Here is a 13825-nt window from a genome sequence, read left to right on the forward strand (position 1 = left end):
CTAGCTAGCTAGACGATCCCCTGACCGACGATCTTGCGGGCGCTGATCCGCACGACCACCCGGGGGGCGTCCTGCTCGGAGGCCGGGTTGAACTCGGCGTAGTGCTTGCCCACGTACTTCAGCGACAGCTCGTCGATCAGCTCCTGGCCGCCCTCCGTGGTCAGCTCGGCGGTGCCCCTGATCTCGGCGTAGTTGTAGGGCCGCTCGTGGTCGAGCACCTGCACGGTGACCCGGGGGTCGCGTCGCAGGTTGGTCTCCTTGCGGCGGCCGACCGTGGTGGAGATCAGCACGTCGTCGCCGTCGCGACTGACCCACACCGGCGACAGCTGCGGGCTGCCGTCCGGCTGGATGGTGGCGATGGTGACGAAGACCTTGCCGTCCAGCACCGTCTTCAGCTTCTCCGGGAGCGCGACTGCCACGGTGGCACCTTCCTCGTCGTTAGAGTCGTTAGAGTCGTTAGAGTCGTTCGGGGTGTTCGGGGTGTTCGAGTCGTCCGGTTACGGCTACCCCGTCGGCCGGTGCCTCGCACCCCGGGACGGCGGGCGGGGCGGGCCCCTCGTTCAGCCGCGGTCCGCGCCGGACGTCGGCAGCACCAGGGCGGTGGCGAGCGCGGCGAGGCCCTCGGCCCGACCGGTGAGACCGAGCCCGTCGGTGGTGGTGCCCGAGACCGCGACCGGCGCGCCGACCGCGTCGGAGAGCGCGCGCTGCGCCTCCGCACGCCGGGTGCCGATCTTGGGCCGGACACCGATCACCTGGATCGCCACATTACCGATGGTGAAACCGGCCGCCCGCACGACCCGCGCGGCCTCACCGAGCAGCGCGACGCCCGAGGCGCCCGCCCACTCGGGCCGGTCGGTGCCGAAGTGCGCGCCCAGATCGCCGAGCCCGGCCGCCGAGAAGAGCGCGTCGCAGGCGGCGTGCGCGGCGACGTCCCCGTCCGAGTGCCCGGCCAGACCGAAGCCGGCCTCGGGCCAGAGCAGCCCGGCACACCACAGCTCCCGGCCCGCCTCGAAGGCGTGCACATCGGTGCCGATGCCGACCAGGGGCAGCGCGGCAGGCGCCGCCGTCGGCTCGGGGGTGGGCTCAGAAGTCATCGGTGGTCCTCCGGCGGGCGAGCACGGCCTCGGCGAGCAGCAGATCCAGGGGGCGGGTCACCTTGAACGCCTCCTCGTGCCCCGGGACCAACACGACCGGCACGCCGAGCTGTTCGACCAGCCCGGCGTCGTCGGTGGCCTGGTCCGCGGTGTTGGCGCGGTGCGCGGCGAGCAGCGTCGCCCGGTCGAACCCCTGCGGGGTCTGCACCGCGCGCAGCAGCGACCGATCCGGCGTGGCGACCACCGGCTCCGGATCCCCGGAGGCGGCCGTGGCGGCGACGCTCTTGACGGTGTCGGTGACGGGGAGCGCGGGCACCACGGCGGGGGCGCCCGCCCGCACCGCGGCGGCCACCGCGTCCACCGTGCCGACCGGCACGAGCGGGCGCGCCGCGTCGTGCACCAACACCACCTCTATCTCTTCGGGCAGCGCGGCGAGGCCGAGCCGCACCGACTCCTGCCGGGTCGCGCCGCCGGCTACCACCAGCTGCTCGACGGCCGGCGGCGGTGGGTGCTCGTCGAGCAACGAGCGGACCAGGGCGACCTGTTCGGCGGGCGCGACCACCACGACCAGGGCGATCGCCCTGGCCCTGGCCATCGCGCGCACGGCGTGGACCAGCATGGGCGTGCCGCCCAGGGGGCGCAGCGCCTTGGGCGCGCCGGGGCCGAGCCGCAGGCCGAGCCCGGCGGCCGGAATGACGGCGGCGGCGCGGGCGGGCGGCGGCTGTTCGATGAACGGTGTGACGTCAGTCATTGATAACCGGTGCAGGTTTGTTCTCGGTGGGGTGATGGGTATGGCCTGAGCGTGCCGGGCGCACATGACTGGCCCTTCCGTGACAGACCAGTCGCACAGAGTCCGACCAAGCCCGGCACGTTTCTGAGGTGTCGATCGCCGTGGCCCCAGCGTTCACGGGCCGATCGGCCAGGTTCCAGACGTGCCACAGCGCCCGGTGTGGCATCGCATACCTTCGGGCGCTGTAGCACGTTATGTTGTCGCACGTTCATCGGTCGCGTGCCAGGTACCTCATGCGACCGAGACGGGAACAGCCGGGGCAACTCGCGTTGTCTCCCTGGGGATTACCGCGCGTGGCACGCGCGGCGCACCGCAGTGGATGTATTCCCGGGCCGAATGAACGCGCGCCGAGACAGGCTCGCGAAGCTCGGAGAGCCGGCGGACACGCGGGGACGGAGGTGTCAACGGTGCGCGGCGGACGCCGAGGGATCGCGAACGAACCTCAGGAAGCGAGAACCTCATCCAGCAGGGACTCGGCCTTGTCCTCGTTGGTGGACTCGGCCAGGGCCAGCTCGCTCACCAGGATCTGCCGAGCCTTGGCGAGCATGCGCTTCTCACCTGCGGAAAGACCACGCTCGCGCTCCCGGCGCCACAGATCGCGCACAACCTCCGCGACCTTGATGACGTCGCCGGACGCCAGCTTCTCAAGATTGGCCTTGTAGCGGCGGGACCAGTTGGTCGGCTCCTCGGCATACGGCGCGCGCAGCACCTCGAAGACCCGCTCCAAGCCGTCCTGCCCAACCACGTCGCGCACTCCGACGAGTTCGGCGTTTTCCGCCGGCACACGCACTTCGAGATCGCCTTGTGCGACCTTCAGCACCAGGTAAGTCTTGTCCACGCCTTTAATCTGGCGAGTTTCAATAGCCTCGATCAGCGCGGCGCCGTGATGGGGATAGACCACGGTGTCGCCAACCTTGAACGTCATGTGACAGGTACCCCTTCCGTGGCTCTCCATCCTAACACGGCGAGACGCGCCTTTGAATGACGTTTCCGCAGGTCAGGCCGCATCTCGGGGGTTGACAAGGGCGCCCGTGGCGTGCTTCGGGAAGCCTCCGGCGGCGGGTATCCGCAGGTGGGGGCCCGGTTTGCCAAAGCAAGAACTTCCCGCCCCGGCGCGTCGAAGAAGAGAAAGAAGTTCCCCCGAAGATGGAAAGGTGTCCGTTTTGTCATGGTTGACAGAATGCCTTCCCGCAGCATGCGGAAGAGTCGAAGAATTGATCAACGGAAAGCCTCTTGATCGCCATTTCACTTCGCACACCCGGGCCCGGGTGCGGGCCTGTCAGAGGGGCTGGGTACCCTGAGGCGGCCGATGTAGATCACCTAGACCGTCCGAGGAGATGCCGCCGCCGTGAGCAGCAGCCTTCGACGCGGCGTCGCCGCCGCTTTCTTCGCGTTCCCGCTGTTCGCGCTGACGGCCTGCGGGGCCGGCCACAACGCGGAGACCGGCAACGTCCGCCCCGACAACGCCTCCGCCCAGGTGGAGGACATCAAGGTGCAGAGCGTCAACATCATCGTGCCCGAGGAGGGCGGCCCGGTCGGGATCAGCGCCAGCCTCTTCAACTCGGGCACCGAGGACCAGACGCTGGAGGCCGTCGGGCTGCCGGGCTCGGGCACCGCCTTCGAGCTGCTGCCCGCGGAGAACGAGACCCGGGTGGTGGTGCCGGCGGGTGGCTCGGTCGCGCTGGGCGGTGAGGGCAACGCCGAGGCGGTGATCGCCGATCCCGTCGCGGCGGATGTGCGTCTCGGCAACGCCCAGCATCTGGTGTTCCTGTTGAGCGAGACCGGCGAGGTCAGCCTCTCCGCCCGCGTGGTCCCGGCCACCGGTGCCTTCGCCTACTACCAGGACTGGGCACCGCGCCCCGTCGAGCCCGAGCTCCCCGAGCTCCCCGAGCTCCCGGGGGTTCCCGACGAGAACGCCGGGACTCCTGAGGACGGCGAGGACGGCGAGGAGCCAGGGGACGGCGCCGCCGGGGACACCCCGGATAACGAGCAGCGGAACGACGAGCAGGACGCCGGCGACGGCACGCCGCCCGACGCGGGAGACCCCGAGAACGCGGAGGACCCCGAGGACACGGCGGACGGCGTCCCCGCGCAGGACTGACGTCGCCCGCGCACGCGCGGGAAAGCGGTGGGGCGCGTCGCCCAAGGCGACGCGCCCCACCGCTTTACGGCCGGCCGGGCCGGCCTACGGCTCGAACTTGTAGCCGAGCCCACGCACGGTGACCAGATAGCGCGGCGCGCCGGGATCGGGCTCGATCTTGGCGCGCAGCCGCTTCACATGGACGTCCAGCGTCTTGGTGTCGCCCACGTAGTCGGCACCCCAGACGCGGTCGATCAGCTGCATCCGGGTGAGCACCCGCCCGGCGTTGCGCAGCAGCATGGCCAGCAGGTCGAACTCCTTGAGCGGCAGATCGACCTTCCGGCCGTCGACGGTGACCACATGCCGGTCCACGTCCATCCGGACCGGGCCCGCCTCAAGCGCGACGGGGCTCTCCTCCTCGGACTCGCCCCTGCGGCGCAGCACCGCACGGATGCGGGCCACCAGTTCGCGTGAGGAGAAGGGCTTGGTCACATAGTCGTCAGCCCCTATTTCCAGGCCCACCACCTTGTCGATTTCGCTGTCCTTGGCGGTCACCATGATGACCGGGACGTTGGATCGGCCCCGAAGCTGGCGGCAGACCTCGGTGCCGGGGAGACCCGGCAGCATGAGGTCGAGCAGTACCAGATCGGCGCCGTTGCGCTCGAACTCGTCCAGCCCCTCGGGCCCCGTGGCCGCCGTGGCGACCTCGAAGCCCTCCTTGCGGAGCATGTACGACAGAGCGTCGCTGAACGACTCCTCGTCCTCGACGACGAGCACTCGGGTCACGGGAGGACCTCCCGGGCTGTTTCGTTGGTGCGGGTGGGGTGGGCGCCCGCCGGCCGTTCGGCCTCGGAGTTCTCCGGATCGTCCGACTCGGGGAACTCGGCGGGTTCGTGCAGGGTGCCACCCAGGCCGTCCAGATCACGCTGGACGGCCAGATGGCGTTCTCGGGCGCTGCCGGGCTCCGGCAGGCGCAGGGTGAACGTGGAGCCCTCTCCCTCGGCGCTCCATACCAGGACCTCGCCGCCGTGGGAGGCGGCGACGTGTTTGACGATGGCCAGGCCGAGGCCCGTGCCGCCGGTGGCCCGGGAGCGGGCCGGGTCGACGCGGTAGAAGCGCTCGAAGACGCGCTCGCGGTCGGTCTCCGGGATGCCGAGACCCTGGTCGGTGACGGCGATCTCGATCTGCCCCCGCCCGGGGCCGCTGGCCCGGGAGCCGGCGATGGCGACCCGGGTGTGCGGCGGGCTGTAGTTGACGGCGTTCTCGACCAGGTTGCCCAGGGCGGCGGCCAGTTGGCCCCTGTTGCCCCAGACGGAGAGGTCGGCGGTGCCGCCGGAGGCGATGGTGATCTGTTTGCCGTCGGCCTGTTGGCGGCAGCGGTCGATGGCCTCGGTGACCAGCTCGTCGACCGAGACCAGCTCGGCCTGGCTGAGCATGTCGTTGTCCTGCACCCGGGAGAGGTCGATCAGCTCCTGGATGAGGTTGGTGAGGCGGGTGGCCTCGTTCTGCATCCGGCCGGCGAAGCGGGTGACGGCCTCCGGGTCCTCGGCCGCGTCCAGCACGGCCTCGGAGAGCAGCGAGAGGGCGCCGGCCGGGGTCTTCAGCTCGTGGCTGACGTTGGCCACGAAGTCGCGGCGGACCGCCTCGATCCTGCGGGCCTCCGTGAGGTCCTCGACCAGCAGCAGCACCAGGCGGGCGCCGAGCGGCGCGGAGCGCGCCGAGACGGCGAGGAGGTCGGTGCGTCCCGGGCGGTTGCGGCGCGGGAGGTCGAGCTCCAGCTGACGGATCTCGCCGTCCCTGCGGGTGTCCCTGGCCATCTTGAGCATCGGTTCGACGGCCAGCCGGCCGCCTCTGACGAGGCCGAGCGCGTACGCCGCCGAGCTGGCCTTGAGGACCGCGTCGCTCTCGTCGAGGACGACGGCCGAGGAGCGCAGCACGGAGAGGACGGTGTCCACGCCGGGTGGCAGGTTCTGCTCGGTCTGCTGGGGGTTGCGGAGGGGACGCGTGCGTTCGCGCTCGCTGAGCCGGAAGGCCAGCATGGCGATGACGCCGGTGCACACCCCGGCCACCGCCGCCACTGCGGCCACCGCCGCGTTCACGTCCATATCCTCAGGTTATGCGCGGTGGGCCGGGTGCCACAGGGGTGACCGAAGATGCTCGTCCACACGCCTGTGAGAGTTCACCTTGGCGACAGCGATGGTTCACTTGACGGGGCGGAAACGGCTGCTTTCCGGACAGAGCTTGGGACGTGGACCTTTGTGTCGGGTGAGGAAGGACAGTCATGCGTGACGCGTATCACGAGGAATTGGATGCGATCAGCGACAATCTGGTCGAGATGGCGCGGTTCGTCGGGTCTGCCATAGGGCGGGCGACCACGGCCATGTTGGACGCCGACCTGAGGTTGGCGGAGAACGTGATCGAGGGCGACGACAAGGTCGACGAGATGCAGCGCGACCTGGAGAACGCGGCGATCGCGCTGCTCGCGCGGCAGCAGCCGGTGGCCACGGATCTGCGGATCGTGGTGACCAGCCTGCGGATGAGCGCGGATCTGGAGCGCTGCGGGGATCTGGCCCAGCATGTGGCCAAGGTGGCGCGGCTGCGCTTCCCCGACTCGGCGGTGCCGCGCGATCTGTCGGCGACCATCCTGGAGATGGGGCAGCTGGCGCAGCGGCTGATGGCCAAGGCGACCGAGGTGCTGCTCACCAAGGACGTGGACCTGGCGATGCAGCTGGAGCAGGACGACGACGAGATGGACTCGTTGCACCGCACGCTTTTCAGTCACCTGCTGGACGACCGGTGGAACCACGGCATCGAGACGGCGGTGGATGTGACGCTGCTGGGCCGGTACTACGAGCGGTTCGCCGACCACGCGGTGTCCATCGCGCAGCGGATGGTGTTCCTGGTGACCGGGGAGCACGCGGACGAGTTCACGCCGGAGCCGGAGGCGACGGCCTGAGGCGACGGCCTGAGGCGACGCGCCTGGGGCCGGGGTGGTGTGCGCCCGGGGGCGCGTGTTCCTCGCCCCCGCGCGCTTGTCACGCGCGGTTGACGCTCCCGGGTGGCGCGGACATCCAATGAGGGGGACACACCACCGAGGAGGGGATTCCACCCATGGCTGCCTCACCGACCTCATCCGGCCCGGCCGGATCGATCAAGCCAATCGAGCCGACCGTGCCGGCTCCGGGCGCGCGGCGCTCGTTACCGCTGTTGGGCGCCTGCGGCTGCGGCTCCGGCTGCTCCTGCGGCTGCCAGTCGGGGTCCAGCTGCCAGTGTGGCGGCGGCTGCGGCTGACCCGGGAGACCGCTCCGGCCGCCCGGCGAGCTGGCTCGCCGGGCGGCCGGGCGCGGTCGGCGGGCCCTCGCTGGCCCGGCACTCGGTGCCGCCGATCATCTCCTGGGCCGGCTGGCCGAGTTGGGCGAAGGCGAGGGGGCCGCTCCGGCGGCTGTTCCCCGCCCTATTTCTTGCCCTGGTTCGCCACGGCCTCGATGGCCGCCTTAGCGGCTTCCGGGTCGAGGTAGCGACCGCCGGGGGTCACCGGCTGGTAGTCGGCGTCCAGCTCGTAGAGGAGCGGGATGCCGGTGGGGATGTTGAGGCCCACGATGGCCTCGTCCGAGACCCCGTCCAGGTGCTTGACCAGGGCGCGCAGGCTGTTGCCGTGCGCCGTGACCAGCACGGTGCGGCCGGCGTTCAGATCCGGCACGATGGCGTCGTACCAGTACGGCAGCATCCGCTCGACGACGTCCTTGAGGCACTCGGTGCGCGGACGCAGCTCGCTGGGGATGCCGGCGTAGCGCGGGTCGTCGCTCTGCGACCACTCGGCGCCGTCGGCCAGTTCGGGCGGCGGGGTGTCGTAGGAGCGGCGCCACTTCGTGAACTGCTCCTCGCCGAACTCGGCGAGCGTGGCGGCCTTGTCCTTGCCCTGGAGCGCGCCGTAGTGCCGCTCGTTGAGGCGCCAGGCCCGGTGCACCGGGAGCCAGGCGCGGTCCGCCGCGTCCAGCGCCAGGTTGGCGGTGCGGATGGCCCGCTTGAGCAGTGAGGTGTGCAGCACGTCGGGCAGCAGCCCGGCGTCCTTCAGCAGCTCGCCGCCGCGGACCGCCTCCTTCTCGCCCTTCTCGGTGAGGTTGACGTCCACCCACCCGGTGAAGAGGTTCTTCGCGTTCCACTCGCTCTCGCCATGGCGGAGCAGAATCAGCTTGTACGGTGCGTCGGCCATGTGTCGAGCGTAGACGAGGCCGTCCGGCGGGATGTCCGGCCCCCGAACTCACCGTGGTGCAAAGTAAGGCAATGCGTGCATTTCCCTTCTTCCGCCCCAGGCTGCCGCGCCGGCTGCGCGATCGGCTGTCGGGCTCGGTGCTGAGCGGGCGCAGTGTGGTCGGCCAGATGTTCATGATCCAGCTGGCCATCGTGCTGCTGCTGGCCGCCACCGCCGTGACCACGCTGATGTTCCAGTCCCGTCGGGAGAAGACGGACGGGGCCTTCGACCGCAGCGTCGCCGCCGCCGAGGCGTTCGCCAACGCGCCGGGGCTCGTCGAGGCGCTCGCGTCCGACGACCCCACGGCGGAGCTGCAACCGCATACCGAAGCGGCCAGAAAGGCATCCGATCTCGACTTCATCGTGGTTCTGAACATGAAGGGAATCCGCTACACCCATCCAAAGAAGGACAGGATCGGCAAGGAGTTCATCGGCACGCTCGATCCGGTGCGGGAGGGCGAGGTCGTCACCGAGTCGGTGGAGGGCACCCTCGGTCCGCTGCACCAGGCGACCGTCCCGGTCCGGGACGACGACGGCGAGATCGTCGGGATGATCTGCGCCGGCGTCACCGTGCGGACCATCAACCTGCTGCTGTCGGACGAGCTGCCGATCGTGGTGGGCGCGGCGGCGGGCGCCGTGGGGCTGGTGACCGGCGGCACCGCGCTGGTCAGCCGGCGGCTGCTGCGCCAGACCCGGGGCCTCGGGCCGACCGAGATCACCCGCATGTACGAACATCATGACGCGGTGCTGCACGCGGTCCGTGAGGGCGTGCTGATCCTGGACGAACACCGTCGGCTCACCCTGGTCAACGAGGAGGCGGAGCGGCTGCTCGACCTGCCGACCGACGCCGCGGGGCGGCCCGTCGAGGAGTTGGGCCTCGACCGCCGCACGGTGGCGCTGCTGGCCTCCGACCGGGAGGTCACCGACGAGGTCCATCTCTGGGCCGACCGGCTGATCACCGTCAACCACCGGCTGATCGACGAGGGCGGTGCCCGTCCTGGCACCGTCACCACGCTGCGGGACACCACCGAGATGCGCGCGCTCAACGACCAGACCGAGGCCGCCCAGCGGCGGCTCTCGCTGCTCTACCGGGCGAGCGTCGCCATCGGCACCACGCTGGACGTGGGCCGCACCGCCGAGGAGCTGGCCGAGGTGGCGGTCCCCGAGTTCGCCGATCTGGTCACCGTCGACCTTTCGCACGCGGTGCTCCAGGGCGAGGAGGCGCGCGGCTCCGAGGGCCGGCTGCGGCGCGCCGCGATCGGCGGCAGCGCGGAGGGGCAGCCGCTGCACCCCGTCGGCACCGCGTTCCGGCTGGAGCCCGATACCCCGCAGGAGCGTGAACTCCTCTCCGGCCGGGCGGTGTTGACGGGTGATCTGGACGAGAGCGGCTGGTGGCGCGGGGACGACGAGGAGCATGGGCGGGTGGTGCTCGCCCACGGCCTGCACTCGCTGGTCTCGGCGCCGCTGCTGGCCAGGGGCGTGGTGGCGGGCATCGCCCAGTTCTGGCGCGGCCGGGGCCGGGCGGACGCGTTCGACATGGACGATCTGTCGCTGGCCGAGGAGCTGGCCGCGCGCACCGCCGTCGCCGTCGACAACGCGCGCCGCTACACCCGCGAGCACGACATGACGGAGGCGCTCCAGCGCAGCCTGCTGCCGACCGCGGTGCCCGACCAGTCGGCGGTGCGCGCCGACTACCGCTATCTGCCGGCACAGGCCGGGGTCGGCGGCGACTTCTTCGACGTGATCCCGCTCTCCGGCGCCCGGGTGGCGCTGGTGGTCGGCGACGTGGTGGGGCACGGTCTGCACGCGGCCGTCACCATGGGCCTGCTGCGTACCGCGGTGCACAACTTCGCGGCGCTCGATCTGATGGCGGAGGATCTGCTGGGCCGGCTCGACGAGTTGGCGGAGCGGACCGACCGCGACGAGAGCGGTGGCCTCGGCATCACCGGGCCGATCACCGGCGCGACCTTCCTGATCGCCATCTACGACCCGGTCGACGGCCGCTGTGTGATGGGCAGGGCCGGGCATCTGCCGCCGGTGGTGGTCAGGCCCGACGGCTCGACGGAGTTCCCCGACCTGCCGGCGCATCCGCCGCTCGGGGTGAGCGTCATGCCGTTCGAGACGGTCACCCTGTGGCTGCCAGAGGGCAGCCGGCTGGCGCTCTACACGGACGGCCTGGTGGAGTCCAGGCACCGGGACATCGACGAGGGACTCGCGCTGCTCGCCGACGCCATGGCCGAGGCGCCGAGGGACCCGGGGGACGCCTGCGACGCGGTGCTGGCGGCGATGCTGCCGGAACGCCCGACGGACGATGTGGCGCTGCTGATCGCCCGCACCGCGCGGCTCGCCCCCGACCAGGTCGTCGACTGGGAGGTGCCGCTCTCCTACGCCTCGGTGCCGGCGGCGCGCGCCCGCGCCAGGGAGACCATGGCGGCCTGGGGCCTTGAGGAGTCCTCGCAGGTCACCGAGCTGATCGTCACCGAACTCGTCACCAACGCGATCCGGCACGGCTCGGGCCCGGTCAGGGTGCGGCTGCTGCGGGACCGCTCGTTGATCTGTGAGGTGTCCGACAACAGCGGCACCTCGCCGCAGATGCGGAACGCGTCGATGACCGACGAGTTCGGCCGGGGGCTCTTCGTCGTCTCCCAGTACGCCACCCGCTGGGGCACCCGGCACGCCAGGGGCGGCAAGGTGATCTGGGCGGAACAGCGGCTCCCCGGCCGGCGGTGACCGTGCGCCACGGCCGAGGTCAGCGCTGCTCCTCGCCCTCGGACGGGCGGGTGAGCCGGTGGAACGCGTCGAGGTTGCGGGTCGACTCGCCCCGCGACACCCGCCACTCGTACTCGCGCCTGATGGCGCCGGCGAAGCCCAGCTCAAGCAGCGTGTTGAACGGGCCGTCGGCGTTCTCCAGCACGACACCGAGCAGCCGGTCGATCTCGTCCGCCGTGACCACCGCCAGCGGCAGCCGGCCCGTGAGATAGACGTCCCCGAGGCGGTCGACGGCGTAGGCCACGCCGTAGAGGCGGGTGTTGCGTTCCAGCAGCCAGCGGTGCACCTCGGCGTGGTTCTCGTCGGGGCGCCGGATCACGAACGCGTTGACGGAGAGCGCGTGCCGCCCGACGACCAGGGAGCAGGTGGTGGAGAGCTTGCGGCTGCCCGGCAGCGACACCACGTAGTGCCCGGGTCCTGGCGACTCCCACTCGGCGCCCGAGTCACGCAGCGCGGCCTCAAGAATCTCGGTGGCCTCGGTGAACGGGGCGTCGGCGGGCGTCGGCCCGGCGGGGTCAGCGGAGTCAGCCATGGGCCGATCGTAGGCCCGAGCGGGCGAAGCGGCGCTCGTCAACGGCCCGCTCATACACCCGCGACGTGCTGCCCGCCGTCGCCGCCCAGCCGAACCGCTCCGCGTGCCGCTCCGCCGCTGCGCCGAGCGAGTCGGTGAGCGCCGGCCGCTCGCAGAAGCGGCGCAACGCGACGGCGTAGGCGGCCGGATCGTGCCCGTCGATCAGGAACCCCGTCTCCCCGTCCCGCACCACCAGCGGCAGCCCGCCGACGGAGGCCGCGACCACCGGGGTGCCACACGCCTGGGCCTCCACCGCCACCAGGCCGAACGACTCGCTGTACGAGGGCATCACCAGCACGCTCGCCGCGCGGTACCAGTCGGCGAGCCGCTCCTGCGCCAGCGGCGGCCGGAACCACACCAGATCGGCGATGCCGAGCCGGGCGGCGAGCTTCTGTAGCCGCTCCGGCCTGGCCAGGCCCGAACCGCTGGGCCCGCCGACCACCGGCACCACCAGCCGGCCGCGCAACGACGGGTCGGCGTCCAGCAGTTCACGGACCGCCTGGAGCAGGATGTCGGGCCCCTTCAGCGGCTGGATCCGGCCGGCGAAGAGCAGCACCACGGCTTCCTCCGGCAGCCCCAGCCGCCGGCGGGCGGCCGGCCGGCCGTCGCCGCGCCGGAACACGTCGAGGTTGACCCCGGGATGCGCCACGGCCGTGCGCTCGGGATCGGCGTCGTAGTGGCGCACGAGATCGCCGGCCTCCGCCTCGGTGTTGGCGATCAGCCAGTCGGCGGCCCGCACGATCTGCGCCTCGCCGATCTCCCGCGCGAGCGGCTCGGGGGCGTCGCCGGTGGCCAGCGCGGCGTTCTTCACCCGCGCCATGGTGTGCATCGCGTGCACCAGCGGCACCCCCCACCGCTCGGCCGCCAGCCAGCCGACGTGCCCGGACAGCCAGTAGTGCGAGTGCACCACGTCGAAGTAGCCGGGGGCCCTGGCCGCCCAGACCTGGGTCACGCCATGGGTGAACGCGCACAGCTGCGCGGGCAGCTCCTCCTTGCTCAGCCCCTCGTAGGGACCCGCGTCGATATGCCGCACCCACACGCCGGGCGCCAGCTCCACACACGGGTCGAGACCGCCGGTGGTCGCCCGGGTGAAGATCTCCACCTCGGTACCCAACTGGGCCAGTTGCTTCGCCAACTCCACGATGTACACGTTCATCCCACCCGCGTCGCCGGTACCCGGCTGGTGCAGCGGCGAGGTGTGCACACTGAGCATCGCTACCCGGCGGATGTGCGGCACAACGTCTCCTCAACGGCGAGCGGGGCGGGCTACCGCGATTACAACCATCCGACGCCCCGCCCTGTTCCCGCCGGGAGGCGTTACGCTCCGGCGCATGGTGGAGGGGTTTGTGACCAGGGGGACGACCAACCCCAACCGGCTGCGGCGGATGGACCGCTGGATCGCCGCCGTGCAGGGACCGGCGCTGCGGCGGGCGCCGGGCGGCCCGGGGCCGCTCGCCGTCGACCTCGGCTACGGCGCGGCGCCCTGGACGGCCGTCGAACTGCTGCACCGACTGCGCCGGGTGCGGTCCGACATTCGGGTGACGGGCGTGGAGATCGACCAGGACCGGGTGACGGCGGCCCAGCGGTGGGCCGAGCCCGGCCTCGACTTCGTCAGGGGCGGCTTCGAGCTGCCGCTGCCGGGCGGCGAACGCCCGCTGCTGATCCGCGCGGCGAACGTGCTCCGCCAGTACGACGAGGAACAGGTGCCGGCCGTCTGGGCGCGCCTCCGGGGCCGGCTGGCCCCCGACGGCCTGCTGGTCGAGGGCACCTGCGACGAGATCGGCCGGCGCCAGGTGTGGGTGGCGCTGGGGCCCGAGGGCCCCCGCACCGTGACGTTCGCCGCGCGGCTCGGCTCCCTGCGCACACCGTCCGACCTGGCCGAACGCCTGCCCAAGGCGCTGATCCACCACAACGTTCCCGGCCAGCCGGTGCACGCTTTCCTGCGCGACTTCGACCACGCGTGGGCAGCCGCCGCGCCGTACGCTCCGCTGGGCGCGCGCCAACGATGGCTGCACGCCGTCCACGCCCTCACCACGGACTGGCCCGTCACCGACACCCCGCACCGCTGGCGCCAGGGCGAAATCACCCTCCCCTGGCCCACCCTCGCCCCCTGACCACACACCAGACCCCACCCCGGCCACGGAAGCGGCTTTCGGCCGGGCGAAAGCCGGTGGCCCGAACCTGGCCCACATGCCTGCCGCCAGGCGGCAACCGCGCGCCAGCGCCTCCCGCGACAGCCGACCGGGAGCAGACGCCGGCCCGGCCGCGGG

The 13825-nt window shown here is 71.8% G+C and carries 14 protein-coding genes; 5 read left to right on the forward strand and 9 right to left on the reverse strand.

The annotated features are described in order from the left end of the window. Nucleotides 1-8: 8 nt before the first annotated feature. The 4 genes from K4G22_RS11890 to K4G22_RS11905 form a co-directional block, all read right to left on the reverse strand. Nucleotides 9-419, reverse strand: coding sequence for a PPOX class F420-dependent oxidoreductase (locus K4G22_RS11890; protein ID WP_228079984.1), 411 nt, complete (start codon nt 417-419; stop codon nt 9-11). Nucleotides 420-560: 141 nt separating this feature from the next. Further along, nucleotides 561-1094 carry a 2-C-methyl-D-erythritol 2,4-cyclodiphosphate synthase gene (gene ispF / locus K4G22_RS11895; RefSeq protein ID WP_228079985.1) on the reverse strand — a complete coding sequence of 178 codons (534 nt, stop codon included), beginning with the start codon at nt 1092-1094 and terminating at the stop codon, nt 561-563. Further along, nucleotides 1084-1845 carry a 2-C-methyl-D-erythritol 4-phosphate cytidylyltransferase gene (ispD, locus tag K4G22_RS11900; RefSeq protein ID WP_228079987.1) on the reverse strand — a complete coding sequence of 254 codons (762 nt, stop codon included), beginning with the start codon at nt 1843-1845 and terminating at the stop codon, nt 1084-1086. The genes ispF and ispD overlap by 11 nt, the downstream gene beginning before the upstream one ends. Nucleotides 1846-2326: 481 nt before the next feature. Beyond that, on the reverse strand, nt 2327-2809 hold the full coding sequence (locus tag K4G22_RS11905; RefSeq protein WP_228079989.1) for a CarD family transcriptional regulator: 483 nt from the start codon (nt 2807-2809) through the stop codon (nt 2327-2329). A gap of 423 nt (nt 2810-3232) precedes the next feature. On the opposite strand from K4G22_RS11905, the gene K4G22_RS11910 reads away from it, so the two are divergent. After that, the gene (locus K4G22_RS11910) at nt 3233-3985 is read left to right on the forward strand and encodes a DUF461 domain-containing protein (RefSeq protein WP_228079991.1); all 753 of its coding nucleotides are present in this window, start codon (nt 3233-3235) and stop codon (nt 3983-3985) included. An 84-nt stretch (nt 3986-4069) separates the two neighbouring features. Here K4G22_RS11910 and phoP read toward each other — a convergent pair whose 3' ends face one another. Beyond that, nucleotides 4070-4741, reverse strand: coding sequence for a two-component system response regulator PhoP (phoP, locus tag K4G22_RS11915; protein WP_483414803.1), 672 nt, complete (start codon nt 4739-4741; stop codon nt 4070-4072). 5 nt (nt 4742-4746) lie between these two features. Next, on the reverse strand, nt 4747-6069 hold the full coding sequence (gene phoR / locus K4G22_RS11920) for a two-component system sensor histidine kinase PhoR (RefSeq protein WP_228079993.1): 1323 nt from the start codon (nt 6067-6069) through the stop codon (nt 4747-4749). Between the two features lie 176 nt (nt 6070-6245). On the opposite strand from phoR, the gene phoU reads away from it, so the two are divergent. Next, a complete protein-coding gene (gene phoU, locus K4G22_RS11925) occupies nt 6246-6920 on the forward strand; it encodes a phosphate signaling complex protein PhoU (protein ID WP_228079995.1) in 675 nt (224 codons plus the stop codon). 155 nt (nt 6921-7075) lie between these two features. Continuing rightward, nucleotides 7076-7255 carry a hypothetical protein gene (locus K4G22_RS11930; RefSeq protein WP_228079997.1) on the forward strand — a complete coding sequence of 60 codons (180 nt, stop codon included), beginning with the start codon at nt 7076-7078 and terminating at the stop codon, nt 7253-7255. 163 nt (nt 7256-7418) lie between these two features. Here K4G22_RS11930 and K4G22_RS11935 read toward each other — a convergent pair whose 3' ends face one another. Next, the gene (locus K4G22_RS11935; protein WP_228080000.1) at nt 7419-8177 is read right to left on the reverse strand and encodes a phosphoglyceromutase; all 759 of its coding nucleotides are present in this window, start codon (nt 8175-8177) and stop codon (nt 7419-7421) included. A gap of 71 nt (nt 8178-8248) precedes the next feature. Here K4G22_RS11935 and K4G22_RS11940 point away from each other — a divergent pair, with 71 nt between their 5' ends. After that, nucleotides 8249-10945: a SpoIIE family protein phosphatase gene (locus tag K4G22_RS11940; RefSeq protein WP_228080003.1), complete on the forward strand. Its 2697-nt coding sequence runs from the start codon at nt 8249-8251 to the stop codon at nt 10943-10945. A 19-nt stretch (nt 10946-10964) separates the two neighbouring features. On the opposite strand, the gene K4G22_RS11945 is transcribed toward K4G22_RS11940, so the two are convergent. Together K4G22_RS11945 and mshA are read right to left on the reverse strand one after the other, a co-directional pair. Beyond that, complete coding sequence (locus tag K4G22_RS11945; RefSeq protein WP_228080006.1) at nt 10965-11516, reverse strand: type III secretion system chaperone family protein; 552 nt, start codon at nt 11514-11516, stop codon at nt 10965-10967. Beyond that, nucleotides 11509-12768, reverse strand: coding sequence for a D-inositol-3-phosphate glycosyltransferase (gene mshA, locus K4G22_RS11950; protein WP_228084058.1), 1260 nt, complete (start codon nt 12766-12768; stop codon nt 11509-11511). The genes K4G22_RS11945 and mshA overlap by 8 nt, the downstream gene beginning before the upstream one ends. Nucleotides 12769-12886: 118 nt before the next feature. Between mshA and K4G22_RS11955 the strand changes: the two genes are divergently transcribed. Beyond that, entirely contained in the window at nt 12887-13669 is a 783-nt protein-coding gene (locus tag K4G22_RS11955) for a class I SAM-dependent methyltransferase (RefSeq protein WP_228080008.1), read from the forward strand. Nucleotides 13670-13825: the final 156 nt, after the last annotated feature.

Source organism: Streptomyces profundus (assembly GCF_020740535.1).
Taxonomy (GTDB): Bacteria; Actinomycetota; Actinomycetes; order Streptomycetales; family Streptomycetaceae; genus Streptomyces; species Streptomyces profundus.